The following is a 23,340-nucleotide window of genomic DNA, read 5'->3' as shown; positions in this document are numbered from 1 at the left end:
GCCTTCGGCGCCTTTCTCCTGCCCATCAACGTCCCGGCCCCCCGCCCAACGGCCCTGGGCCACACGAACAGGAGACCCGACATGAACCCCCATCCTTGCCCCCCAACACGCGGCAGGCCGCGCAACGCGCCGCTGCTATACGGCAGCGTGTGCAGCGGCATCGAGGCCGTGAGCCTCGCCTGGCAACCCCTCGGCCTCGAAGCTGCGTGGTTCGCTGAGATCGAGCCGTTCCCGAGCGCTGTGCTCGCCCATCGTTACCCCCACGTGCCCAACCTGGGCGACATGACTGCGATCGCCCGCCAGGTGCGCGCCGGCACCGTGCCGGCGCCCGACATCCTGGTCGGCGGCACACCGTGCCAGTCGTTCAGCGTAGCCGGCGCGCGCCAGGGACTGAATGACCCGCGCGGCGCCTTGACCCTTGCCTATGTGGAGCTTGCAAATGCCATCGACCAAACCCGCCACCAAGACCGCCGCCCGCCGGCAACCCTCGTCTGGGAAAACGTCCCCGGCGTCCTCAACGACCGCAGCAATGCCTTCGGGCATTTCCTGGGCGCACTGGCCGGAGAAGGCTGTGCGCTCCAACCGCCAGGGGAAAAATGGGCGCACGCAGGTTGTGTGTCTGGACCCCGGCGCCGCATCGCCTGGCGCGTGCTCGACGCTCAATATTTCGGTGTCGCCCAACGCCGCAAGCGTGTGTTTCTTGTGGCAAGTGGTGGAGATGGCCTCGATCCCGTCGAAGTACTTTTTGAGCGCACAGGCCTGCTCGGGGATTCTTCTGCGGGCAGCGCGCCGTGGCAAGAAGCTGCCCGTGCTGCTGGATCGGGTGCTGAAGCAGCAGGCGGATACGCAGGACTGAAGCAGCCCTACGGCACGGTCACGACGACCTTCGGATTCAGTGGCGGCACCGGTCCCGTCGATGTGGCGGCATGTCTCATGGCCGCAGGCCCCAAGCACGACATCCGCACGGAGACGTTCATGGTGCAGTCGATCGCCGGCAGCATCGCCCACACCCTCGACACTGCCAACGGCGGCAAGGGCAGCAGCGAAGACGGTACGGGTAAGGGTGTGCCGATCATCGCTTTCACCGCGCAGGGCAGCGGCGCGGATGCCACGATGGATCGGGCTCCGACGCTGCGTGCAGGTGGGCACCGCAACAGCCATGCGAACGCCGGTGTCGTGCCCGCCATCGCCTTCGCGCAGAACAACCGCGGCGAAGTGCGTTTCGAGTCGGGCCATGGGCAGGTAGCTTGCACCGTCCTTTCCAACGGCAAGCCGGGCTATGGCGTGCCGATGGTGGCCTGCGTTGCCCTGCGGGGACGGCAGCAGGGTCTTACCGCAGAACTGGGCGGCGGCGTATCGGACGCACTGCGCACCAGCGGCGGCGGCGCTGACAAGCCCCATGTGCTGGCACACGACTTCGAGGCGCATTTCCGGTACGACTGGAATGACCCCGGCCCCGGAGATTGGGCGCACTGGCGGGTGCGGCGGCTAATGCCCGTGGAATGCGAGCGGCTGCAAGGCATGCCCGACGACTACACGTTGGTCCTCTATCGCGGCAAGCCCGCCGCAGACGCCCCGCGCTACAAGGCAATCGGCAATTCCATGGCGGTGCCGTGCGTTGCGTGGCTTGGCCAGCGGCTGGTGCAGTGCCTGCACAAGACGGGATCGACAGCTCCGGATTGATGCACGACGTCGCCAGCGGGCTACGCCATTCTTCCTCCTGCATTGCCGACGTGTCGGCAGCAGCCAGCAGCCGGGGTGTCCAGGCTGCCGTGGGTTCTACCCGCGCCACCCACCAGTTCGCCTCGGCATCTCACCGGCGAACGCTGCCCACCGGGGCATCGATGCCTCCTTTTTTTTTTCAACCCACGGGATGGCCGCCACGTCCCGTCGGGGGCATGTCGCCACCCGGTCGATTTCAGGACTTCCCATGGATAACATCACCAAGCAAGACCGCATCACGCTGAAGAACCTCAAGGTGGCCGACTTCGCCAGCGAGGAAACGATGTGCTTCAGCGCCACCGTCGTGTTCGACGGCACTCCCATCGCCGAGGCCCGCAACGACGGCCACGGCGGCTCGACGTTCCTCCACGCGCTCAATGGCAAGGCGGCGCTGCTGGCGCAGGCCGAAGCCTTCGCCAAGGGCCTGCCGCCTGCACCGCTCGACCTCGGCCACGAGGGTGAAGACCCTCATTACATCGACATGACGCTCGACTTCCTGATCGATGAACTGGCCGATGCCATGCACGCCGAGCGCAAGGTGCGAGCCGCGTTCAACCGCGACATCGGCAACAAGGTGCTGTTCATCAAGGACGGCAAACTGCTGTTCATCAAGGGCATCAAGCTCAAGGCCATCGCCGACCGCAAAGCGTACTTCGCTTCGCTGCGCGCCCGACAGGCCCAACCCATCGTCATTCTCGCCGAGCTTCCGCCCGAGCAGGCATTTGACCTGTGGAAGCAGCATGTCCTGGGCGACAAGCCCTCCTGACCCAGCGCCGACGCCCCCTCCTGACAGCCCCGCACTCGATGCGGGGCTTCTTTTTTCCGGCGCCCATCAATCGGGGCTGGGCCGGATGCCGTTTTCCAACTGACGCGGCACGGCCCGCGCACGAAGCTGTCCGCATGTTCGCTGATTCGTCAGCACATGCCTGCAGCCAGGGTTCCAGGCTGCCGCGGGTCTCTCCCGCGTTGCCCACCAGTCCGCATCGCATCAAGTCTGCGGACGCGCGTCCCCGTGACGTCGATGCTTTTTATCAACCGCGTGCGGGAGCTGCCATCCCGTGAGGGACGAGGCCCCGCTTTTCCAAGGAGCCCGTCCATGTCCCAGCAAGCCTCTTTCGGCCAACTGGCCCTGACCTACTGCGGCAAGTTCCTGCCGCTCGAAGTCCTGCAAAGCGCCGCCGGTCACTACATCGGCACGCGCGATACCGAAGGCCCCGTTTCGCGGGAATCCCGCGAGTACTTCCGCAGCTATGCCGCGGCTCAACGTGCCCTCGAAAGAGGCGGCTGGTCCCAGCTCGCCATTCCCTGATCCAACTGGAGGAATCACGTCATGAATCAGCTACTGCCGCGGGAAGTCGTCGATCAGATCATGAGGGAAGAACAGCATTTCGCTGCCGCGCCCCAAGCCTTCTTCGAGGCCTGGAAGCGCGGTGTCGAGATCGCTGGCCCCGAATGGTTCGGTGACGGCACCCGTGAAGGTCTGAACCAGGCCAAGAGCAAGTGGGATCTGCGTCCCAACATGATGCAGCTCAACGATGCCCTCGGCGTCCTGAGCAGCGGCGAACGCATGTTCCTGTCCGCCATGGTCAGCTTCTACAACGCGCGCGAGGGCGGTGCCATGCTCAAGCGCTGCCACTTCAACGGACTGTCGGACTTCGACGGTCTCGATCTGCAACGCCGCAAGGTCATCGCCGACCTCCTGGTGAACTACAACGGCTGGTGAGCCGGTTTCCGGCACATCTCCGCCTCTTCGTTCACTGCCCGTGAGGGACATGCGCCTACGCGGCCATGTCCCTCGATTTTCCTTCCGTACCCAGCGCTGATTGGCCCAAGGCCATCAATCAGTGCTGCCTGACGCTTTTCTCACTTTCAACCCACCGGGGTCCAATTCCCGGTGGCGGGGATTGGCTCCATTATTCAATCTGGAGAAATCCCATGTCCCAAAATCCCAATCCCTTTGTCCGCGGCTACTGGAATCTGAAAATCGTCCGCACGCTGTCCATCAGCTACGAGGACGGAAGCCCGCATGTCTGGCGAACCATCCACGTGAGCCAACAGCACCTCTCCGATGAGGAACTGGTTTCTTCCCCCTGCATCGTCACCAGCGAGTTCGCGGTGGTCAGGAATGGCACTGAACCTGTCAGCGCCGAACTGATGGCCGAATGCAATGCTGTTGAAGGCGTCAGCGAAGGCGTAGTTGGTGCCGTGGTCTATGCCATTCATGGCGACGACTTCGACGGCCGCCCGATCCACGTCGGTGACACCTATTCGGCCGAAGCCGCGCGAGACGTGGTGCAGCGGTTGAGTTTCGAGACCGGCTATTACAGCCGATGCTGGGAAATCAGCAGCGCGCACATCAGCCGGAAAACCGGCCAGTACCTCGCCAACCTGGCAGACCTCGCCACGCCGGAGGCCTTTCTGTTCATCGCCTTCCGGGTTCCGTACAGCCCGGCGATCGGCGTCAAGCTGATTTCCACGCCCTGGACGGACCAGAACCTGGAGCATGCCGAGGGCATCGGCGCGGAGCAGCTTCGACAAGAGCACCGGAACAAGGGCATGCCGGACGACCTGGCGAACATCCTTGAACTGGCTGGCCAGGCCGATGTGCGCATTCTCATCCTCGACGCTGATGCGCCCGCGCTACTGGGCTTGCCGCTGGCCGAGTCCTAGCAGTCGCGCCACGCACCATTCTGCCTCTTTGTTCTCCCCCATGTCAGCCCGTCTCCCACCCGGAGCTGGGCTGATCCATTTTCATAGGAGCAACCTCATGTTCCCCGACCTCATCTCGCATGCACCCGACTTCGAGCACCAGCTCGGAGCCTGCGTCAACGCCATGAGCCAGGACGACGCCATCGGCCAGATCCTGGTATTCGAGCGCACGAGAGGCATGCTACACATGCGCCATATCGCCAGCGCCGACCTGGTGGACAGCGACATTGACGACTACGAAATGGTCGTCTTCGACGGTGGCAACACCAGCGGCGACACGTGGAAGCACGTGTTCTTTCCACGTCAGCGCGAACACTATTTCGTGTACGAAGCCTGATCCATCCAGCCCCTTTCGAGGGGCTTTTTCTTGCCCGCAGCGCAGGAAACCGGGTGCGGCGCGGTGCCGTTTCATGCGGGTGAGCCGCCCATTCCGAGGCCATCCTTGCCCCATGTTCGTCGGCGTTGCCGACACATGCCCAGACAGCCGAGACCTTCAAGGCTGCAAGTGCGGGAAACCGTGCTGGTCTTTTTTCTTATCGGACGTTCCGCGTCCATCCACGCCACCCACAAGGGATCTCTCCCTTGCGGGCGGGAATCCCTTGTCCTTCCTCAAGGAGATTCCCATGGACCGTTCCCTCATCAAATCCTTGATGCCTTCGCTTGTCGCAGGCCATGTGCCCCGCAACGTGCGGTCGTTCAAGTACCGCGTGTTCGATGATCAGCCGCAGTCCTCGACGCTGGGCTTCGCCATCGATCCCCAGCCCTTCGACGGCAAGGTGGTCGCGGCGACTGACGATGCCATCGTCGTCAAGCTCAAGCCATCCGAGTTCGCCGTGCTCGATCCCAACCTTGTGACCTCTGTTCCCAGCGAAGGCGCCAAGGTGCGTGTCCAACCCTACGCACGGCGCCGTTTCGACGGCCTGCGCGCGGACACCCCGGAAGAGCGCACGGAGATGACGTCCGACGGCATTCCCTACACCGTCAAGACGCACATCCTTGGCTCCGCGCCCGCCAAGCTGCCCATCCCCAAGCCGCAGTGCATGGAACTGGGCCAGCTCATCGAACAACTGGAGGAAATGCCGGCGCCCGATGGCTTCCGGCGGATCACCCACATGCTGGTCGATGCAGGTGCACGGGATTTCACCTGGGTCGATCCCAAGCCATCCAAGATCATCGAGACGCCTCCGGCGATCAGCTTCACGACCTCGACCGCGAAGTTCAAGGGTCGCGTCACGGTGCTGTACGACCGCGGCGGCGACGCCTACGTGGTGGAACTTCACCGCGATGGCGAATTGGTCGATCGGTACGACGAGGTGTATTTCGACATGCTTGGCGCAGTGTTGGAGCGGCTCATCGACGATGGTCGCTGGCGCCTGATCGACGTGAGCGTGATCGACACCAAGGCTCCCCGGCAGCGCCAAGCGGTGCCGGCATGACGCCTCGAAACGAAGCCAGGCAACTCCACGGCTGACCCAAGGTTCCCGCCACGGCGGTTCAGTCCATCCGGCCAAGTGCCGCACAGGCTCTCCATCCATTCGGTGGAGAGCCTTTTCTCTAATCCGTACAGGAGATTTCAACCATGTCACTGCGATTCAAGGGCGCCGACCTGCGCCCTGTGTTGACCGAAGCGATCGCCAACCAGTGCCGAGCCGTCCTCGTCAAGGACCAAGGCGTGTACATCCTCGCCGAGCGCGAGGAACGCCGCCCGGACGGACGCCAGAAGTTGCTGGCCTATGCAGTCGGCTGCGACCCGGATACCGATCCGTTCGATGACTGGTGGTTCCTCGCCCAACGCGAGCTGGGCGGCGACGACTTCGCCGAGTACTTCGACCCGAAGGACGGCGTATTCACCCGCATCTTGCACACAGCGGACGATCTGATGCTGTCGGCCACCGCCACCCACTTGTCGTTGGAGGTCGTGCCTCCCGTTTAAAGCAGCAGCACGTCCTGCTCAGCCCCCGGTTCCCCGGGGGCTTTCTTTCCTCCGCACAGCGGCTATGTCCCCGCGTGCGCGCTCGTCTCCGGCCGCCAAGGCCTGCCTCGCCGGCCAGCCCGCCGGCATGCCACTGGAGACGACGCATGCACGACCCGTTCAAGATCACCCAGCCCACCTGCATCAGCTTCAGCGGCGGGCGCACGAGCGCCTACATGCTCTGGCGCGTGCTGCAGACCAATGGCGGCCTGCCTGCCGATACCGTGGTCTGCTTCGCCAACACGGGCAAGGAAGTCGAAGCGACCTTGCGCTTTGTGCGCGATTGCGCCGAGCACTGGCAGGTGCCGATCCGCTGGCTCGAATACGTGCCCATGGAACCGGGCTTCGCTCTGATCGACTTCGATCGGGCCAGCCGCCAGGGCGAGCCGTTCGAGGCGCTGATCCGCAAACGCCAGTACCTGCCCAATCCCGTTGCGCGGGGCTGCACGACCAGCCTGAAGATTCGCCCGATGCACCGCTTCCTGCGGCATCTGGGATGGACGGACTGGGACCAGATGATCGGCATCCGCGCCGATGAGCAGCGACGCGTCTCCAAGATTCGTGCGCGCGGCCACTCCACCGAATCGACCCACGAGACCATGTGCATGCCGCTGGCGGATGCCGGCGTCACAGTGCGCGACGTGAGCGCGTTCTGGCAGGCACAGCCGTTCGACCTCGACCTGCTGACGGTGAACGGACGCACGCTCGAAGGCAACTGCGACCTGTGTTTCCTCAAGCCGCGTGGGCAGCGCCTGGCCCTTATCAAGGCCCGGCCCGAGGCCGCCGTGTGGTGGATTCGCATGGAATCCCTGAACCTGGCGAGCAAGCCCAGCGGCGCCCGGTTCCGCGCCGATGGCCCCAGCTATGCCGATCTGGCGCGCTTCGCTGCCGACCAAGGCGATCTGTTCGATGGCGCCGAGGAAGCCATTGCCTGCTTCTGCGGCGACTGATGCGCATGTGCAGGCAACCGAACTCACCATCGCTGCTGCAACTGTTCCCGGTGTCCTTACGCTGTGCAAATGCCTTCGTCCAGGAGCACCACCGCCACCACCGGCAGGTTCAAGGGGCGAAGTTCGCCCTGGCGGTCACGCTGTGCGGCAGCGACGACATCTGCGGTGTGGCCATCGTCGGCCGCCCCGTCGCCCGCCATCTGGACGACGGCTGGACCCTCGAAGTCACCAGGCTCTGCACCAACGGCGCACCGAACGCTTGCAGCAAGCTCTATGGCGCCGCCTGGAAGGTGGCCAAGGCCCTCGGCTACACGCGGCTGATCACCTATACCTTGCCAGAGGAAGGCGGTGCCAGCCTGCGCGCCGCCGGCTGGCGGCTGGTCGGCACGCGCGGCGGCGGCGCCTGGAGCCGCCCCAGCCGCCCCCGCGCCGACACCCCCGACCACCTGCGCGGTCCCAAGTGCCTGTGGCAGGCACCGGGCGCCGTGGACAAAGGGAAGCGCCAGGATGCCGATTGATTGCTGCCGCGCGGGCGAGTCCCGGCCATGCTGATCCCATGCTGCTGACGTTGTCAGCGACATGCCAGGCAACCATCGGTCATCGAGGTTGCGGCGCAGTTCCCACTGCGTGACCGAGCCAGCTCGCACCGCATCCGTCCGCGAGCGGCCACCAGTGATGGTGGCGGATGCTTTCGCCTTATCAACCCACCGCGGGGTTACGCACCTTCCCCGCATGCGTGGGCCTGGTGTGTCTCCGCTTCTTCCAATGGAGATTCACCATGAACACCACTTCCAACGAGAAATCATATTTCGACCTCCACACCTCGGGCATCGGCTATGTCCAACGTGCCCGCGAGGTTCCCGTCCGGGGCGGCCGCCGTGCGCAGCCCTTCTTGGCATGCACCATCGCCGCACTGGTCGGTTCCGCCAAGGACCCCAGTTACCGCTACGTCGACGTCAAGGTCTCGGGTGCCGAGGCCAAGAAACTGGTCCAGCGCTACATCGGCGTTGACGATCCCAAGCAGCGCCCGCTGGTGCGCTTTCGCCTCGGCGACCTGTGGGGCGATGCGTACATCCGCGACAAGGGTGAGCACAAGGGCCAGGCCGCCGCGTCCCTCAAGGCGCGACTGCTCAAGGCCGAGCCGCTCGACCGGGCCGAACTGGCTTCGATCAAGCAGCACGAGCTGATCACCCGCGGCATCGGCTACCTCAGCCGTCCGAAGGACGTCACCCGCAAGGATGGCGATCCGTTCCTGTCGTGCAGCGTCGCGGCGCTGGCCGGGCCTGTCGGTGAACCGGAATATCGGTACTTCGACACCATCGTCGCTACCCCTGAAGCCGAGCACCTGGTTCGCCGGTGCGTGCAGGCCATCGAAGGGGACCGCAAGGTGCTGATCGCCTTCCGTCTGAACGACATGAAGATCGATCCGTACATCCGCACCAAAGGCGAGCGCGCCGGGGAACCGGGAGCGAGCCTTGAATCGACGCTGGTCCACATCGGTCTCATCAAGATCGACGGCACCCAGGTCTATCCGACGAGCCAGGCGCAAGCCGAGGCGCCGCAGGCCGAGGACGCACCCGCGCCCGAAGCCGAGGTTGCCGCCGAAATCGCTGCCGACCAATCTGCCGAACCCGCCGAGCGCGAGCCGGAAGGTGAAGCCGAGGAGCAGGAGCCGGAACTGGCTGCTTCGTTCTGATCCGGCATGGCCCCTCACGGGGCCTTGCCTTTTTCCTATTTCCCAAGGAGAACCATCATGGCAGCCACATCGGCACCTACGAGATCAGTCCTACCCATCGTCGTCCCGGGCCAGCTCACGTTGCGGACCATCCGCGGCAAAAACGGCCCGTTCACGGTCGGTCGCCTTTCCACTCCCATCGGCGAGTTCGCAGTCAAAGACGCGGAGTTGGAGCAGTACCCCGAAGGCAAGTACGACGGGGAATTCGTCATCCGCTACATCTTCGCGAAGTCCTATCCGGTCGCGGGCGGCGCGCGCTTTGAAGTCCGCGCCAACCTCGATGGCATGACGCTCAATGGCATCGACAAACTAAGCCGCGACGAGGCCCGCAGCTTCGCCACCCAGGAAGTCGATCCGCTCGATGAAGAGCAAGGGGCGCAGCCTGCGGCAACGCCGACCAAGCCCGTCAAAGCGTCCAAGCCCGCAAAGCCCGCACCCGTGCAGGCATCGGCGGACCCATTGGTCGATACCACGCCCTTCGGAGTGGATGCGCCAACGCCCGCTGCGGTTGCTACTCCCGGCAGTACCGAGGGTGGCGACGCCGCGTTGTTCGGCATCCTGTGGCCGCTGGGTGAATCCGTGAAACTGGATTCGACCATCGACCGTCGCGCCCTGCGTGAGCAGATCGCCCGCCTGGGCGAACTGGGCTACGCGCTGGACTTCAAGACGCAGGAGTGGAGCCGCCAGGCCGAACTGCAACCTGCGTGATCGCAGACGCCGCATCCGCGGTGTTCTTCATCCACCCGCCGGGGTTCTTTCCCCATGCGGGGGAGACCTCGGCCTTTTCTTTGGAGGTCTCCATCATGTCCAACATCGCTTCAGATACACACCGTTCCGCACTGGATGAAACCGCGTGGCGGGCTGTCTGCGAGACGGCTGCCAAGCAAGCCATCCATGGCTGCGGACAGTCTCACGACTGGTACGTGGAACTATTCAGTTCAGAAGTTGACGCGCAAGTACATCGGTTACCCGAGCATCAGCAGACATATGCGCTGCAGATAGCAGAGGAATACGGGGACTACGCAACACCCGCCGAAAGGCAGGAGACTCAGGACTGGAATGCCGAAAACGGCATTTGCATGCACGGCATCGATCGGGATTGCTGCCCGGCCGGTTGCGGTGATCTTGAGTACTGACACGCGACTTCATCGCTGCTAACGCGGCATTCCATCACCCGCTGGGGGTTCTCCCCCGCGGGGAGGCCTCCGGCTCCACTTTTCAGGAGGCCTTTCATGGGCTGGTATTTCTCCCCCCAATCGCGATCTGAACTGATCGCGGAACTGATCGCACCGCAAGAGACCGAGCGCGCCAGCGTCAAGGTCATCGCCCACGCGCTGCGTGGCAACGTCCTCTGGTCCGTCGCGGAAGTGACGGCCAAGGTCGAAGGCGTGCATCGTGATCTCGCACCGGGTCAATCCCTGCGCTACATCCGCTGCGATCTGCTTGAACGCGGCGGAAGCCAGTGGGGTTACAAGCCACTGGAAGAGTCCATGCACCCGTACTACTACTCGTGCCCGCTGTCCTATCTGGATCTCGCACCGGAGCAGTCCGCCGAATGGCGTGCAGGCGTTCGCGCCCACCACGCGCGGCGGCGCACACCGACGGCTTCCACGGCACCCGCCGCAGCGCTGTTGGTCTGAGCCAGGAGGAACCGACATGGACCCGATCCTGGCTGCGCTCCCGCCCGCGTTGTTGAAGCTCGTCGAAGGGAGTCTGTCCAACGACGAAGTTTCTTCCGACGAGGAAATGCTGGCGTACTTCATCAGCGACGGCCTCACCGAGGATCAGGCGCGGCGGGCACTGACCTACCGCGACCAGTACCTCAACAACATCTACCTGGACGGCTTCACGCCGATTACCGCGGTGGACGAGGCACTTCACTTCAACCCGCACACCCGGCAGTTCGAGCCGGACTGAGCGGTTTTCTTCCACCCCTTGGGGCAGTACTTGCCCCAGCGGGCGGTGCTGTTCCCATTCATCCGAGGACACCACCATGCCCGCAGACACTTCTTCCACCACGCTTTACCGCATCGACGAATGCCCCGACGTGATGGCCGACGCTTGCGTCGGCGATGACCAGGGCAACCTCGTCTTCCTCTCGATCTGGGCGCGGGACACCGCCGTCCAGCAGTTCCTCGCTCGCCTGACCCTCGGGCGCGACGAGCAGGGACTGGACCAGTTCCACGTCATCACCGACCAGGGCGGCAGCGTGCCGGTGTTCATCGGCAACGTCGATCGTCTGGAAAAGCGCATGACTCGCGCCTACCGACGAACGCTGTTCGGATCGCTCTCCAACGTGTGGCTGTTCGATCGTCGCTGCGTGAAGCCCGACAAGGCCAACGCCAGCGCGCTCGCACTGCTGCCACGCGGCAACGCCCACCGGCTTGACCGCATGTGGACGCTGGTGCGGGACACGTGCCCGTTGCCGCTGCTCGACCACTGGCGCGAGACCGTGCTGGAACTGCTGCAACGCCGCGAGATGCTGGGCCGCCTTCCGTTCGCCCTCGGGCCGCTGGAAGGCCATCGGCTCGCCATCGACGTGCCGACGCTGACCCTGGCGCTGGGCTCCCTGATCCGCAGTGACGTGCTCACCGCCTATCCATACCCGGCCAAGATCTGGACGCCGGAAGTGGTAGCGGCCTGACCCACCCTCGGAGGCACGCCTTGGTGTGCTTCCGTCTTTCATCCCCGCCAACCAGGAGACTTCCATGGCCCTCATGTTCCCGCGGCTTGCCCGCAATTTCGTGAAGAACGGGTATTTCCCGACTGATGAACCCACGCTCGAAAGAGCCCTCAACGCACTGATGCCCAGCGACGGGCCGATGTGCATCCTCGATCCCTGCGCCGGCGAAGGCGTAGCGATCGCCGAAGCCGCCCACGCCCTCGGGCGCGAGCAGGCCAAGGCGTTCGCCGTTGAGTTCGACGCGGAGCGGGCACGCCATGCCCGTGGCCTGGTCGATCACTGCCTGCACGCGGACCTGATGGACACGATGGTCTCCAAGCAGTCGTTCGGACTGCTCTGGCTCAACCCGCCGTATGGCGACCTGTCCAAGGACGTCAACGGCAACATCGGCTATCAGGGCCAGGGTCGTGCCCGCCTCGAAAAACTGTTCTATCAGCGCAGCCTGTCGCTGTTGCAGTACGGCGGCGTGCTGGTCTTCATCGTCCCCGGCTACGTGCTCGACGCGGAGCTGGTCGGCTGGCTGACGCGCCACTACACCGACCTGCGGATCTACCGAGCGGTGGAAACGCAGTTCAAGCAGGTGGTGATCTTCGGTCGCAGGGTGCGTCAGCGCGAGCAGGCACCCGATGGCGTCAAGGCCGTGCGCAATCTGCTGCTGCAGGTTGGGCTTGGCGAAGTCGAAGCCGAGGAACTGCCGAGCGATTGGCCGTTCCTGCCGTACATCGTCCCCGCCAGTCCGGCCGAGCCGGAGCATTTCTTCCGCGTGACGATGGAGCCGGAGCAGTTCGCCGATGAGGTCGGTCGGCTGCAAGGCCTCTGGCCGTCGCTGGACACGCACCTGGGGGCCGCGCAGCAATCGCTGCGTCCACCGGCGCGTGCCTTGTCCCACTGGCATCTCGCCCTGGCCCTGGCCGCGGGCGCGATCTCGGGGGTTGTGCGCTCCAAGACCGGGCGCGTGCTCGTCGTCAAAGGTGACACCCACAAGGACAAGACGCTCCAGCGGGAATTCACCGAACGCGAAGACGGCTCCATCGCCGAGACCCGCATCCTCACCGACAAGTTCGTGCCTGTCATCCGCGCGTGGGACATGACGCCTAGCTCCGCTACGCGGGGCGAGGTGTTGACCATCCGCTGATCGCTTTTCACCGACGGTTCGCCGTCTTTTTTCCCACCACGGGGCATGCCATCGCCCCGTCGGGGGGTGGTGCATGCCCCATTTTCTTTGGAGCATCACCATGTCCCTCGATCTCGAAACCACCACCGCCGAAGCCACGTCCGTACAGGGCGAACTGCTCGACGCGGAATCTTCCCCACTGACCCTGAGCCTTCAGGATTTCGTCGGTGAGTTCGGCGACGAACTGCTCGACGCCCTCAACAGCGCCAACCCGCCGGTCTATTCCGGCGAGCCGCAGGCGCACCGGCAACTCATCGTCGCCAGCCTCAAGCGCAAGCTGTTCCAGGCCCAGGCCGAAGTCGTCCATGCCGCCGCCGAGCTGCTGATCGACCGTGGCGAGCGCGCCGCGATCGTCAATGGCGAAATGGGCTGCGGCAAGACGACCGTCGGCATCGCCACGGCCGCCGTCCTCAACGCCGAAGGCTACCGCCGAACCTTAGTTCTTTCGCCACCGCACCTGGTTTACAAGTGGCGGCGCGAGATTCAGGAGACGGTGGCAGGCGCCAAGGTCTGGGTGCTCAACGGCCCGGACACGCTGGTCAAGCTCATCAAGCTGCGCGAGCAGATGGGTGTGCAGCCCACGGGCCAGGAGTTCTTTGTCCTGGGGCGCGTCAGGATGCGGATGGGATTCCACTGGAAGCCTGTCTTCACCACGCGGCGCACTCGCCATGGCGACGTGGCAGCGTGCCCTGACTGCGGTACGGTCATCACCGACCTCGACGGCGAGCCGGTCAACCCGGTCGCGCTCCAAGCCGAGGAATACCGCAGGAAGTGCAGCCATTGCGCCGCGCCCCTGTGGACGCTGATCCGCCCGCGCAGCCTGTCCGGCAGCGACCAGTCCTCGGCAGTGCTGAAAGCCCTCAAGCGCATCCCGACCATCGGGGAAGTCACCGCGCAGAAGCTGATGCAGAAGTTCGGCGACGGGTTCCTGGCGTCGATGCTGGGCGACAACATCCACGAGTTCATCAACCTCATGGATGGCAACGGCGAGCTGGTTTTTTCCGATCGTCAGGCCACGCGCATGGAACGTGCGATGGCCAACATGGAGTTTGGATTCGGTGAGGGTGGCTACCAGCCGTCCGAGTTCATCAAGCGCTACCTGCCACAAGGCACGTTCGACCTGCTCATCGCCGACGAGGCGCACGAGTACAAGAACGGCGGTAGCGCCCAGGGCCAGGCCATGGGCGTGCTGGCGGCGAAGGCTCGCAAGACCTTGCTGCTGACCGGCACGCTGATGGGCGGATACGGGGACGATCTTTTCTATCTGCTGTTCCGCGCCTTGCCTGGGCGGATGATCGAAGACGGCTACCGCCCGACCACGAGCGGGAGCATGACCTCGGCCGCGATGGCGTTCATGAGGGACCACGGGGTCCTCAAGGACATTTACTCCGAAAGCGCCGGCACGGCGCACAAGACGGCCAGGGGCACCAAGGTATCGGTGCGCACGGTCAAGGCTCCCGGCTTCGGGCCGAAAGGGGTCTTGCGGTGCATCCTGCCGTTCACGATTTTCCTCAAGCTCAAGGACATCGGTGGCAACGTCCTGCCGCCGTATGACGAGGAGTTTCGTGAAGTCCAGATGGACGTGGCGCAAGCCGCGGCCTACCGTGACCTGGCGGGTCGGCTGACCGCGGAGCTGAAACAGGCTCTGGCGCGACGCGACACGACACTGCTGGGTGTGGTGCTCAACGTGCTGCTGGCCTGGCCGGATTGCTGCTTCAGGTCAGAGACCGTGGTGCATCCGCGCACGCGCAACACCTTGGCGTTCGTCCCCGCTCAGTTCAACGAGTTCGAGGTGACGCCGAAAGAGCGCGAACTGATCGACATCTGCAAAGAGGAGAAGGCCCAGGGCCGCAAGGTTCTAGCCTACACGGTCTATACCGGCACGCGCGACACCACATCGCGCTTGAAGGTGCTGCTGGAGCAGGAAGGTTTTCGAGTGGCGGTACTGCGCGCAAGCGTGGATGCCAGCCGTCGCGAGGACTGGATCGCCGAGCAACTGGACCGTGGCATCGATGTGCTCATCACCAACCCCGAGCTGGTCAAGACGGGACTGGACCTGTTGGAGTTTCCGACGATCGTGTTCATGCAGTCGGGCTACAACGTGTACTCGCTTCAACAGGCGGCCCGCCGCTCGTGGCGCATTGGGCAGAAAGAGTCCGTGCGCGTGATCTACCTCGGCTACGCCGGTTCCTCGCAGATGACCTGCCTTGAACTGATGGCCAAGAAGATCATGGTCTCGCAGTCCACTTCGGGCGATGTACCCGAATCGGGGCTGGATGTGCTCAACCAGGACGGTGATTCCGTCGAGGTCGCACTGGCCCGGCAACTTGTCGCCGCCTGATCCCCACGCCAACGCCGGCCTAGCGCCGCCGGCTTTCGTTGTTCCCACCTTGCAGCCACGCCCACGGTATCCGTGGACTTGGTTGCGCTTTTTTCATCCCAAGGAGAGTTCCATGAACACCCATACCCAAGCCACGCCCGAAACCGTCAATGCTCGCCTGACGCTGGACGTGACCTATCTGCTCAACGGTGAGGCCGCGCTGGAAATGCTGGCACGGCTGCAATGCATGTGCGAACGCGCCGTCGGCGAGGGTCTGCTGACCGGCGATACCGCCGCGGAAGTGGATACCTGGTCGATCGATGTATCTAAGGTGCCCTCGGCGGCTGACCGCGAAACACTGGAAGCCGAGATCGCCACCTTCATGCAACAGCGCATCGAGGACGGCAACCTTGGCGCAGAGGACATTCCTGTGCGCCTGGCGCGCTATGGCCTGATGGCCCCCCAGGCATTCGCCGATGAAATGCGCGAGCGCATGGGGATGGCTGACGAAGCCCCCTCGGGCCAAGCCGTCATCCCCTCGACCGAACCTGCCGACGGCAGCGAGATCGAGATGCAAGTCGCGGTCGCCTGCGCCAATGCCTCCGGCAGCCCTGACGTGCCGGTCTTCAAAGTCAGGATCACCCAGGAGGAATACGACCTGGGTATCCACTACGACAAGGCCAAAGACTTGGCCGAAGAAGCCCGGTACGAAGGGCCGTTCGTCTGCTTCGACGCTGCCGAATATGGCCCCATCCTGTCGGCCGCCCGCGAATTGGGCCTTGTCCCGCAGGTCGTCGCGGTCGATATGACCGATCACCAGATCCAATCTATCCGCTGCGACGCCGGCCAGATCAAAGTCGTCTGTTTCGATGCCAGCGACTTGGGCGGGTATTCGTCAGCAATGGAGATTCGGCCAATCGGCGAGAACGGCCAATTCATCCGCTGTTGGGCGCATATCCAATTGGCGCAGGTCGATCCTGGTCTGAAGCAGGTGGCTCGGGATTGATTCGGTGCAGTCTGACCTACGTTCTCACTGGCCCCTTCGGGGGCCTTTTCTTTGAGCGGGGTGCGGCCGGCAAATCGGGCGCAGCGTAGTTCGCATTGTTTGCTGCTGCACCCGGCCTTAGCGGCGATGGTGAGGGCTCGATGTTTCAGGATGCCGAGCTTATGTGCCCCTCTCCACTTTGGTTTCACCATCCCGAACGCCGCCTGCTGGCGGGAGTACTCGGCCTACTCTGGTCGGTGCTGGCTGGCGGCTGCGCGACGACGACTGCGCCGCCCGCGCCTGATGCCATCGAGGAAGTCTCGGCCGCGCCCGAACCCGAGGCGCCCGAGTACATCCCCGTCGTGCGCTATGGTCGCTACACGCTTGTCGAGCTGGCACCCACGGCGGCGCAGCGGGACCTGCTGTTGCAGACCATCGACGTGTCCATGCCCGAAGATGCCCGCGCCACCGTCGGCGATGGGCTGCGGCATGTACTCAAGCGCAGCGGTTACAGCCTGTGCCAGACGGTGCATGCGGTGATCGAGCTGTACGCGCTGCCGCTGCCGGCGGCGCACCTGCACCTCGGCCCCATGACCTTGCGCGATGCGCTGCTCACACTGGCTGGCCCGGCCTGGGAACTGCATGCGGATGATCGCGCACGGCAGATTTGCTTCGAGCGGCCCGGCGACAGCGTGGCCATCGAACCCGCATCCGTGCGACCCGCCGCTGAGGCGGTGCAGACGCTCCCGCTGGAACCTTCGTTTTCGGGAGGCCAGCCATGAACGCGCCGCAGTCTGCCCGGCGCCCGGCCGCCGCCGTGGTGGTGCAGAGCCTTCTGTGGCTCTGGCTGATCGGCATCAGTGTCTTCGTAGCCTTGGGCTACCAGACCATGAACGACCAGGCCGACCAGGAACGCCTCGATTCCCGCCTGCAACGCCTGGAAGCGCGGGCGGCGGGCCTGGTCGAGACCATCGAGGCCATCCAGCAGCGTCCCGCCGTCGCAACGGCGGCAGACCTCAAAGACACCCGCCAAGTCCTGGAAGCGCGCGCTGCCCAGCTTGAGAAAACGCTGAGCGGCTATGCCGCTGCCGACGACCTTCAGGCGCTGCGCGCGGAGGTCGAGCAGATCAAGGCGCGCCAGACCGCTGCGCCCGTTCCGCGCGCCGCCGCACCCGCCCAGCCGCGCGCATCGGGCAAGGCCGCGGCCAAGCCCGAACCGCCGCCGCTTCCGTTCCGCGTCGTCGGCGCCGAATTGCGCGCTGGCCAGCGCAGCGTGTCCGTCGCGCCGAGCAGCGCGGACTTCACGCCCGACCAGCTTCAGGTGCTGCTGCCAGGTGATGCGCTCGGCCCGTGGCGCTTACAGGCGATTGAGGGCAACACCGCCGTGTTCCAGGCCGGCGACCAGACCCGTCGCGTGGCGATTCCCTGACCGGAGCACACCACATGAAGCCGTCGATCATCCTTTCCGCGCTCCTGCTGGCATCCGCCCAGTTGCCCGCCTGGGCGCAGCAGCCGGCCACCGCCCCGGCCCGCAATGCGCAGAGCCAGGAGCGTCCGCTGGTCACCCGAACCCCGGGCGACCAGGTAGCAAGCGGGTGGGGCCTGCAACCGCAGGAATGGGCGCGCTATCGCGAGTTGATGGACGGGCCGCTAGGCATCTACTCGCCCAACCTGGACCCGCTGTCCGCCCTGGGTATCGAGGCCCGCACCGACGAGGAACGGCGGCGCTACGCAGAACTGCAGGTGCAAATCGAAGCGCGCCGCGTCGAGAAGCTGCTTGCCTATCAACGTGCCTATGACGAAGCCTGGCAGCGCCTGAACCCCGACATGCAGCGGGTGAACCTGCCTGACGACAAGCCCAGCGCCGGCGCAGTGCGCGGCAGCGGCCGCATGGCAGTGTTCGTCAAGGACGGCTGCGTGGCCTGCGGACAGCTCGTGCGGCGCCTGCAATCCTCGGGTACCGAGTTCGACCTGTACATGGTCGGCAGCCGCCAGGACGACGCGCGCATCCGCGACTGGGCCAAGCGCGCACAGATCGACGCGGCACGGGTGCGTAGCGGCAGCATCACGCTCAACCACGACGGCGGCCGCTGGCTGTCGCTGGGCCTGCCCGGCGATTTGCCTGCGGTCGTGCGCGAAGTGAACGGCCAATGGCAGCGCCAACCCTGACGGCGCCGTTGCGCGCTCTGGTGCTCGGTGCTGGCCTCTGCGCCTGCGCCGCCCAGGCGCAGGAGGTTCCGCCACCGGCCTACCAGCTTGCCGCCCAGCGCGCGGGCATTCCCTCGACGGTGCTCTACGCCGTGGCCTTGCAGGAGAGCGGCATCCGGCGTAACGGACGCATCGTCCCGTGGCCTTGGTCCCTCAACGTCGCCAGCCAGTCGCGCCGCTACGCGACCCGCGCCGACGCCTGCGCCGGTTTGCAGCAGGCGATGCGCTCCACGCCGCACACGCGCATCGACGTGGGCCTGGGCCAGATCAACCTCGGCTACCAACAGCAGCGTTACGCCAGCGCGTGCGACTTGCTCGACCCGTACCGCAACCTCGCCATCGCTGCCGAGATTCTGAAGGAGCAGCACACCGCCGGTGAGGACTGGTTGCTGGCGATCGGCCGCTACCACCGTCCGGCGGGCGGTGAGCCCGCTGCCCGCTATCGCCGCAGCGTGTCCCGCCACCTCGCGCGCGTGCAGGGCACGCACCCAACCGCCGCGGTCCTCGCCGCGCGCCAGGAGACCTCCCCATGACGAAATCCCATCTAGCCCATCTCGCGGCGAAAGGCCTGCTCGTGCTGCTGGCTGGTCTGCCGCTGGCCTCGCGTGCCGGCGAGCCGCTGATCGTGGTCGAAGACCGTGGCGGCACGTCGGCGCTGCCGTACTACGAAGCCCTGAACCTTCAGCCGCGCGCCAACGCTCCGGCCCGGTCGCCCGTCCCGGCGCCTCAGATCCCTGCCACACCGGCGGACGAGGCCGCGATGCTGCCGGTGCGTAGCGCCAAGCTCACGTCCGGCACCGTCGCGCGGCGGGTGATCGAGGCGCCGGGCCTGCGTCCCTTTGTGGTCGTGGGCGACGACGAGGCTTCCCAGGCCTGGTTGCGCCGCCATGCAGCCTCATTGCGCGAGCGCGGCGCGGTCGGTCTGGTGGTCAACGTCGAGACCGTCCAGGGCCTGGAGCGGCTGCGCGCACTGGCACCCGGCGTCCCCCTCGCGCCCGTGTCCGGTGACGACTTGGCCGAGCGCTTGGGCCTGCGGCACTACCCGGCGCTGATCACGGCCACCGGCATCGAGCAATGAAGCCATGTCGGGGAAACAGCCGGTCGAGGTGCTGCTTCGCCCAGCGGTGGAGCTATATACCGTCGCGGCGTGTGCGGGCGCCGCGTTTCTGTCCCTGGTGGCCCCGTGGTCGCTCGCGCTGAGCCCCGCCATGGGTGTCGGCAGCGCGTTGGCGTTCGGGGCCTATGGCGCGATCCGCTACCGCGATGCCCGCGTCATCCTGCGCTACCGGCGCAACATCCGCCGCCTGCCGCGCTACGTGATGACCAGCAAGGACGTGCCGGTCAGCCAGCAACGTCTGTTTGTGGGGCGCGGCTTTTTGTGGGAGCAGAAACACACCCATAGGCTCATGCAGACATACCGGCCGGAGTTTCGGCGCTACGTCGAGCCGACGCCGGCCTACCGACTGACGCGGCGCCTGGAGGAACGGCTGGAGTTCGCGCGGTTCCCGCTTTCCCGGCTGCCGAAACTCACCGGCTGGGACGTGCCTTTCAACCCAGTGCGCCCGCTGCCGCCCGTGGGCGGACTGCCTCGGCTGCACGGCATCGAACCCGAGGAGGTGGACGTCAGCCTGCCGCTCGGCGAGCGCGTCGGGCACTCATTGGTCTTGGGGACAACCCGCGTGGGCAAGACGCGGCTGGCCGAACTGTTCGTGACCCAGGACATCCGGCGAAAGAACGCGGCGGGAGAGCACGAGGTCGTGATCGTCATCGACCCCAAAGGGGATGCCGATCTGCTGAAGCGGATGTACGTCGAGGCGCAACGCGCGGGCCGCGAGGGCGAGTTCTATGTCTTCCATTTGGGCTGGCCGGACATTTCCGCCCGCTACAACGCCGTGGGGCGCTTTGGACGTATCAGCGAGGTGGCGACCCGCATTGCAGGGCAACTCTCCGGTGAAGGCAACTCGGCGGCTTTCAGGGAATTTGCCTGGCGCTTCGTCAACATCATCGCCCGCGCCTTGGTGGAACTGGGGCAGCGTCCGGACTACATGCTGATCCAGCGGCATGTCATCAACATCGACGCGCTGTTCATCGAGTACGCCCAGCACTACTTCGCCAAGACCGAGCCCAAAGCCTGGGAGGTGATCGTCCAGATCGAGGCCAAGCTCAACGAGAAGAACATCCCGCGCAACATGATTGGGCGCGAGAAGCGCGTGGTGGCGCTGGAGCAGTACCTGTCACAAGCCCGCAACTACGACCCTGTGCTGGACGGTTTGCGCTCTGCCGTGCGGTACGACAAGACGTATTTCGACAAGATCGTCGCCAGCCTCTTGCCTCTGCTGGAAAAGCTCACGAGCGGCAAGATCGCGCAGCTCCTGGCCCCGAACTATTCCGACCTGGCCGACCCCCGCCCGATCTTCGATTGGATGCAGGTCATCCGAAAGCGCGCAGTCGTCTATGTGGGCCTGGACGCGCTATCCGATGCCGAGGTCGCCGCAGCGGTCGGCAACTCGATGTTCAGCGATCTCGTTTCGGTGGCAGGCCATATCTACAAGCACGGGATCGATGACGGCCTGCCGGGCGCATCGGCTGGCACGCGCGTGCCGATCAACGTCCATGCCGATGAGTTCAACGAGTTGATGGGCGACGAGTTCATTCCGCTGATCAACAAAGGTGGTGGCGCCGGGCTGCAAGTCACCGCGTACACGCAGACCCTCTCGGACATTGAGGCCCGCATTGGCAACCGCGCCAAGGCCGGTCAGGTCATCGGCAACTTCAACAACCTGTTCATGCTGCGCGTGCGCGAGACCGCGACCGCTGAACTGCTGACCCGGCAACTACCGAAGGTCGAGGTCTATACGACCACCATCGTCAGCGGCGCGACCGACAGCTCGGACATTCGCGGGGCGACGGATTTCACGTCCAACACTCAGGACCGCATCAGCATGTCCAGCGTGCCGATGATCGAGCCGTCGCACGTCGTCGCCTTACCCAAGGGCCAGTGTTTCGCATTGTTGCAGGGCGGCCAGCTTTGGAAGGCTCGCATGCCGCTGCCGGCACCGGACCCCGATGAGGTCATGCCGCAGGATCTGCAACAACTGGCGGGCTACATGCGCCAGAGCTACAGCGAGGCCACGCAGTGGTGGGCGTTCACCAGTTCCCCGGCGTTGCAGGACGGGGCCTTGCCCGACGACCTGCTGGATGATGCCGCTGCGGCCGAACCTGGCCCGGTGGTCACCGACGACAGCGCCGGCAATGAGGCCTCGCCATGAAGGATGCCGCCTCGACCGCGCAGCGGGAGCAGAACCAGCGCCAAGGCCTGATCGTCGGCACCATCACCTTGCCGTTCCGGCTGCTGGGGGTGCTGATCGGCTCGCTGCTGTTCTCCATTGTCGTGGAGTGCGTCGGAATGCACCTGTTCTGGAAGGACGAGGGCTGGCGACACTCCCAGCAGATGTTGCAGTACGAGTTGGGGCACCTGTCCAACCACTTCACGCGCAGCGTGGTCGTGCAGGAACCGGGGCGCACGGCGCACGAGCTGGTGGATACCGGATACGAATGGGTGTTCGTGCGCTCGGGCTTGCTGGAGCGCATGAGCCAGACCGCCGAGCGCGCCCGTGCACCCAGCCACGGGCAGGCACGCAACTTTCGCTACTACATCAGCCAGGCCTATGTCTGGACCGAGAGCTACCTGATCGCCGCAGCCTTCACGACGCTGACCTTCCTTGTGCGCCTGCTGGTCCTGGTGCTCACGTTGCCGCTGATCTTCACTGCGGCGTTCGTCGGCCTGATCGACGGCCTAGTGCGGAGGGACGTGCGGCGCTTCGGTGCGGGCCGGGAATCGGGCTTCATCTACCACCGCGCGAAAGCCAGCCTGATGCCGCTGGCTGTGCTGCCCTGGGTCACGTACCTGGCGCTGCCGATCTCGGTGCATCCGCTGGTGATCCTGCTGCCGAGCGCCGCCTTGCTGGGACTGGCCGTGAGCCTGACCGCAGGCAGTTTCAAGAAGTACCTGTAACCCCTTCGGGTCTGCCAACGGCGTCAGCATGAATTACATCAACGCACTGCGCTGGCGCCCACTCAGTTTACGAACCCGGTAGTGCAAGCGTAGCTGCTCTGCCTGGCGCCTTTGTCCTTGCCAAGAAAAGTCGCTGTTGGGCAGTGGAGAAAGAAGGACCTCCGTAGGCATCTCGATGCCTTGCACCATCGCATCGTCAAAGACCCATGCGATCGGATGTCGCCAGTAGTAGCACCGCTCGGACAGGAGCCAGAAATACGTTGGCGCGAATAGCGCCAAGACTGCGAGTGCTGTGAGCGTCAGAAGGAACATAGGGCTTGCGAGTATTGAGTGAGTCACTTCCCGATCGGGGAGTCTATATCTCCCATAAATCCGGTCATCCGCGGGTTCCTATTGTTTGCGGCCTAAAGCAGCCCTGATCTCCACGATCGAGCCATTGCTGATCACACAGGAATGGCGCGATGGTGGCTTCAACCTGGTTGCGTGCCGCGCATCGCGGCGTGCCCACTTTTCTCGTGACGGCCCTCCTGCTGGGCCAGTCCCCGATGGCGTTGGCCGAGCCCCCCGCGCAGCGCCAGGAATTGGTCGCGGCGCTGCGCCAACTCGACGCGCTGGAGCGCACCGTCGCCGACAGCGCCGCGCATGCTCCCGTCCAGCCGGGCGAGCGCTACCACTTCGATTACCCGCGGCTGCTGGCTGACCTAGCGCGCGTACGCGCCGGCATCCAGGCGCACCTCTTTCCTTCGCGTGCTCAGCCGCGCGACCCCGCCGAACTGGCCGGCGACTACCGCACCGAGCGGGCCGCCCCGCCATCGCTGCCGACGACTGAGTAACCGTCTTCGAAGTCAAGCGCAATGAAGCGACTTG

Annotated in this window: 27 protein-coding genes; all 27 read left to right on the top strand. The window is 65.1% G+C overall.

The features are described 5' to 3' along the window. Positions 1–81 precede the first annotated feature (81 nt). A complete protein-coding gene (locus OX89_RS15455; protein ID WP_047351292.1) occupies positions 82–1,683 on the top strand; it encodes a DNA cytosine methyltransferase in 1,602 nt (533 codons plus the stop codon). Between the two features lie 247 nt (positions 1,684–1,930). Continuing rightward, complete coding sequence (locus OX89_RS15450; RefSeq protein WP_003290183.1) at positions 1,931–2,488, top strand: hypothetical protein; 558 nt, start codon at positions 1,931–1,933, stop codon at positions 2,486–2,488. A 330-nt stretch (positions 2,489–2,818) separates the two neighbouring features. Then, entirely contained in the window at positions 2,819–3,031 is a 213-nt protein-coding gene (locus tag OX89_RS15445) for a hypothetical protein (RefSeq protein ID WP_003290186.1), read from the top strand. Between the two features lie 21 nt (positions 3,032–3,052). Further along, complete coding sequence (locus OX89_RS15440) at positions 3,053–3,445, top strand: hypothetical protein (protein WP_047351291.1); 393 nt, start codon at positions 3,053–3,055, stop codon at positions 3,443–3,445. A 212-nt stretch (positions 3,446–3,657) separates the two neighbouring features. Continuing rightward, complete coding sequence (locus OX89_RS15435) at positions 3,658–4,392, top strand: hypothetical protein (RefSeq protein WP_003290190.1); 735 nt, start codon at positions 3,658–3,660, stop codon at positions 4,390–4,392. Between the two features lie 97 nt (positions 4,393–4,489). Beyond that, complete coding sequence (locus OX89_RS15430; protein ID WP_003290191.1) at positions 4,490–4,768, top strand: hypothetical protein; 279 nt, start codon at positions 4,490–4,492, stop codon at positions 4,766–4,768. 286 nt (positions 4,769–5,054) lie between these two features. Continuing rightward, on the top strand, positions 5,055–5,867 hold the full coding sequence (locus OX89_RS15425) for a hypothetical protein (RefSeq protein WP_047351290.1): 813 nt from the start codon (positions 5,055–5,057) through the stop codon (positions 5,865–5,867). 143 nt (positions 5,868–6,010) lie between these two features. Next, positions 6,011–6,364, top strand: coding sequence for a DUF3085 domain-containing protein (locus tag OX89_RS15420; RefSeq protein ID WP_047351289.1), 354 nt, complete (start codon positions 6,011–6,013; stop codon positions 6,362–6,364). 146 nt (positions 6,365–6,510) lie between these two features. After that, complete coding sequence (locus OX89_RS15415; RefSeq protein WP_023124706.1) at positions 6,511–7,353, top strand: phosphoadenosine phosphosulfate reductase family protein; 843 nt, start codon at positions 6,511–6,513, stop codon at positions 7,351–7,353. Positions 7,354–7,358: 5 nt separating this feature from the next. Next, entirely contained in the window at positions 7,359–7,871 is a 513-nt protein-coding gene (locus OX89_RS15410) for an XF1762 family protein (RefSeq protein WP_047351298.1), read from the top strand. A 260-nt stretch (positions 7,872–8,131) separates the two neighbouring features. Beyond that, a complete protein-coding gene (locus OX89_RS15405; protein WP_047351288.1) occupies positions 8,132–9,049 on the top strand; it encodes a DUF3577 domain-containing protein in 918 nt (305 codons plus the stop codon). A gap of 57 nt (positions 9,050–9,106) precedes the next feature. Beyond that, positions 9,107–9,796, top strand: coding sequence for a DUF3275 family protein (locus OX89_RS15400; RefSeq protein WP_047351287.1), 690 nt, complete (start codon positions 9,107–9,109; stop codon positions 9,794–9,796). A 95-nt stretch (positions 9,797–9,891) separates the two neighbouring features. Continuing rightward, on the top strand, positions 9,892–10,224 hold the full coding sequence (locus OX89_RS15395) for a hypothetical protein (RefSeq protein ID WP_047351297.1): 333 nt from the start codon (positions 9,892–9,894) through the stop codon (positions 10,222–10,224). A gap of 96 nt (positions 10,225–10,320) precedes the next feature. Then, a complete protein-coding gene (locus OX89_RS15390) occupies positions 10,321–10,728 on the top strand; it encodes a hypothetical protein (protein ID WP_003460301.1) in 408 nt (135 codons plus the stop codon). Positions 10,729–10,744: 16 nt separating this feature from the next. Next, on the top strand, positions 10,745–11,005 hold the full coding sequence (locus tag OX89_RS15385) for a hypothetical protein (protein WP_003290203.1): 261 nt from the start codon (positions 10,745–10,747) through the stop codon (positions 11,003–11,005). 76 nt (positions 11,006–11,081) lie between these two features. Further along, positions 11,082–11,732: a hypothetical protein gene (locus OX89_RS15380; protein WP_047351286.1), complete on the top strand. Its 651-nt coding sequence runs from the start codon at positions 11,082–11,084 to the stop codon at positions 11,730–11,732. A gap of 40 nt (positions 11,733–11,772) precedes the next feature. After that, entirely contained in the window at positions 11,773–12,906 is a 1,134-nt protein-coding gene (locus OX89_RS15375) for a DUF6094 domain-containing protein (RefSeq protein WP_255352826.1), read from the top strand. Positions 12,907–13,006: 100 nt separating this feature from the next. Then, the gene (locus tag OX89_RS15370) at positions 13,007–15,286 is read left to right on the top strand and encodes a helicase-related protein (protein ID WP_047351284.1); all 2,280 of its coding nucleotides are present in this window, start codon (positions 13,007–13,009) and stop codon (positions 15,284–15,286) included. A gap of 112 nt (positions 15,287–15,398) precedes the next feature. Beyond that, positions 15,399–16,271, top strand: coding sequence for a hypothetical protein (locus OX89_RS15365; RefSeq protein WP_047351283.1), 873 nt, complete (start codon positions 15,399–15,401; stop codon positions 16,269–16,271). Between the two features lie 161 nt (positions 16,272–16,432). Then, complete coding sequence (locus OX89_RS15360; RefSeq protein ID WP_047351282.1) at positions 16,433–17,032, top strand: PilL N-terminal domain-containing protein; 600 nt, start codon at positions 16,433–16,435, stop codon at positions 17,030–17,032. Further along, entirely contained in the window at positions 17,029–17,679 is a 651-nt protein-coding gene (locus tag OX89_RS15355) for a hypothetical protein (RefSeq protein WP_047351281.1), read from the top strand. The genes OX89_RS15360 and OX89_RS15355 overlap by 4 nt, the downstream gene beginning before the upstream one ends. Before the next feature lie 14 nt (positions 17,680–17,693). Then, positions 17,694–18,419 (top strand): TIGR03759 family integrating conjugative element protein, encoded by a 726-nt coding sequence (locus OX89_RS15350; RefSeq protein ID WP_047351280.1) that lies wholly within the window; start codon positions 17,694–17,696, stop codon positions 18,417–18,419. Beyond that, on the top strand, positions 18,401–18,991 hold the full coding sequence (locus OX89_RS15345; RefSeq protein WP_047351279.1) for a transglycosylase SLT domain-containing protein: 591 nt from the start codon (positions 18,401–18,403) through the stop codon (positions 18,989–18,991). The genes OX89_RS15350 and OX89_RS15345 overlap by 19 nt, the downstream gene beginning before the upstream one ends. Next, positions 18,988–19,536: an integrating conjugative element protein gene (locus OX89_RS15340; RefSeq protein ID WP_003460312.1), complete on the top strand. Its 549-nt coding sequence runs from the start codon at positions 18,988–18,990 to the stop codon at positions 19,534–19,536. The genes OX89_RS15345 and OX89_RS15340 overlap by 4 nt, the downstream gene beginning before the upstream one ends. Before the next feature lie 4 nt (positions 19,537–19,540). Continuing rightward, positions 19,541–21,727: a type IV conjugative transfer system coupling protein TraD gene (traD, locus tag OX89_RS15335; RefSeq protein ID WP_047351278.1), complete on the top strand. Its 2,187-nt coding sequence runs from the start codon at positions 19,541–19,543 to the stop codon at positions 21,725–21,727. Further along, positions 21,724–22,473, top strand: coding sequence for a TIGR03747 family integrating conjugative element membrane protein (locus OX89_RS15330; RefSeq protein WP_047351277.1), 750 nt, complete (start codon positions 21,724–21,726; stop codon positions 22,471–22,473). The genes traD and OX89_RS15330 overlap by 4 nt, the downstream gene beginning before the upstream one ends. 461 nt (positions 22,474–22,934) lie before the next feature. Next, positions 22,935–23,306 (top strand): RAQPRD family integrative conjugative element protein, encoded by a 372-nt coding sequence (locus tag OX89_RS15320; RefSeq protein WP_047351275.1) that lies wholly within the window; start codon positions 22,935–22,937, stop codon positions 23,304–23,306. The last annotated feature ends 34 nt before the right edge of the window (positions 23,307–23,340 follow it).

The organism is Diaphorobacter sp. J5-51, from assembly GCF_001023515.1.
Lineage (GTDB): Bacteria > Pseudomonadota > Gammaproteobacteria > Burkholderiales > Burkholderiaceae_C > Diaphorobacter > Diaphorobacter nitroreducens.
The sequence above is the reverse complement of the archived record's forward strand: the minus strand, read 5'-3'. Positions and strand labels throughout refer to the sequence as shown.

Coding starts and splice junctions, on each gene's coding strand:
- OX89_RS15320 (WP_047351275.1), top strand. CDS start 22,935: ATGGTGGCTTCAACCTGGTTGCGTGCCGCGCATCGCGGCGTGCCCACT.
- OX89_RS15450 (WP_003290183.1), top strand. CDS start 1,931: ATGGATAACATCACCAAGCAAGACCGCATCACGCTGAAGAACCTCAAG.
- OX89_RS15355 (WP_047351281.1), top strand. CDS start 17,029: ATGAACGCGCCGCAGTCTGCCCGGCGCCCGGCCGCCGCCGTGGTGGTG.
- OX89_RS15445 (WP_003290186.1), top strand. CDS start 2,819: ATGTCCCAGCAAGCCTCTTTCGGCCAACTGGCCCTGACCTACTGCGGC.
- OX89_RS15385 (WP_003290203.1), top strand. CDS start 10,745: ATGGACCCGATCCTGGCTGCGCTCCCGCCCGCGTTGTTGAAGCTCGTC.
- OX89_RS15345 (WP_047351279.1), top strand. CDS start 18,401: ATGGCAGCGCCAACCCTGACGGCGCCGTTGCGCGCTCTGGTGCTCGGT.
- OX89_RS15410 (WP_047351298.1), top strand. CDS start 7,359: ATGTGCAGGCAACCGAACTCACCATCGCTGCTGCAACTGTTCCCGGTG.
- OX89_RS15425 (WP_047351290.1), top strand. CDS start 5,055: ATGGACCGTTCCCTCATCAAATCCTTGATGCCTTCGCTTGTCGCAGGC.
- OX89_RS15395 (WP_047351297.1), top strand. CDS start 9,892: ATGTCCAACATCGCTTCAGATACACACCGTTCCGCACTGGATGAAACC.
- OX89_RS15415 (WP_023124706.1), top strand. CDS start 6,511: ATGCACGACCCGTTCAAGATCACCCAGCCCACCTGCATCAGCTTCAGC.
- OX89_RS15400 (WP_047351287.1), top strand. CDS start 9,107: ATGGCAGCCACATCGGCACCTACGAGATCAGTCCTACCCATCGTCGTC.
- OX89_RS15420 (WP_047351289.1), top strand. CDS start 6,011: ATGTCACTGCGATTCAAGGGCGCCGACCTGCGCCCTGTGTTGACCGAA.
- OX89_RS15435 (WP_003290190.1), top strand. CDS start 3,658: ATGTCCCAAAATCCCAATCCCTTTGTCCGCGGCTACTGGAATCTGAAA.
- OX89_RS15365 (WP_047351283.1), top strand. CDS start 15,399: ATGAACACCCATACCCAAGCCACGCCCGAAACCGTCAATGCTCGCCTG.
- traD (WP_047351278.1), top strand. CDS start 19,541: ATGTCGGGGAAACAGCCGGTCGAGGTGCTGCTTCGCCCAGCGGTGGAG.
- OX89_RS15380 (WP_047351286.1), top strand. CDS start 11,082: ATGCCCGCAGACACTTCTTCCACCACGCTTTACCGCATCGACGAATGC.
- OX89_RS15405 (WP_047351288.1), top strand. CDS start 8,132: ATGAACACCACTTCCAACGAGAAATCATATTTCGACCTCCACACCTCG.
- OX89_RS15430 (WP_003290191.1), top strand. CDS start 4,490: ATGTTCCCCGACCTCATCTCGCATGCACCCGACTTCGAGCACCAGCTC.
- OX89_RS15350 (WP_047351280.1), top strand. CDS start 17,694: ATGAAGCCGTCGATCATCCTTTCCGCGCTCCTGCTGGCATCCGCCCAG.
- OX89_RS15360 (WP_047351282.1), top strand. CDS start 16,433: ATGTGCCCCTCTCCACTTTGGTTTCACCATCCCGAACGCCGCCTGCTG.
- OX89_RS15455 (WP_047351292.1), top strand. CDS start 82: ATGAACCCCCATCCTTGCCCCCCAACACGCGGCAGGCCGCGCAACGCG.
- OX89_RS15390 (WP_003460301.1), top strand. CDS start 10,321: ATGGGCTGGTATTTCTCCCCCCAATCGCGATCTGAACTGATCGCGGAA.
- OX89_RS15440 (WP_047351291.1), top strand. CDS start 3,053: ATGAATCAGCTACTGCCGCGGGAAGTCGTCGATCAGATCATGAGGGAA.
- OX89_RS15330 (WP_047351277.1), top strand. CDS start 21,724: ATGAAGGATGCCGCCTCGACCGCGCAGCGGGAGCAGAACCAGCGCCAA.
- OX89_RS15370 (WP_047351284.1), top strand. CDS start 13,007: ATGTCCCTCGATCTCGAAACCACCACCGCCGAAGCCACGTCCGTACAG.
- OX89_RS15340 (WP_003460312.1), top strand. CDS start 18,988: ATGACGAAATCCCATCTAGCCCATCTCGCGGCGAAAGGCCTGCTCGTG.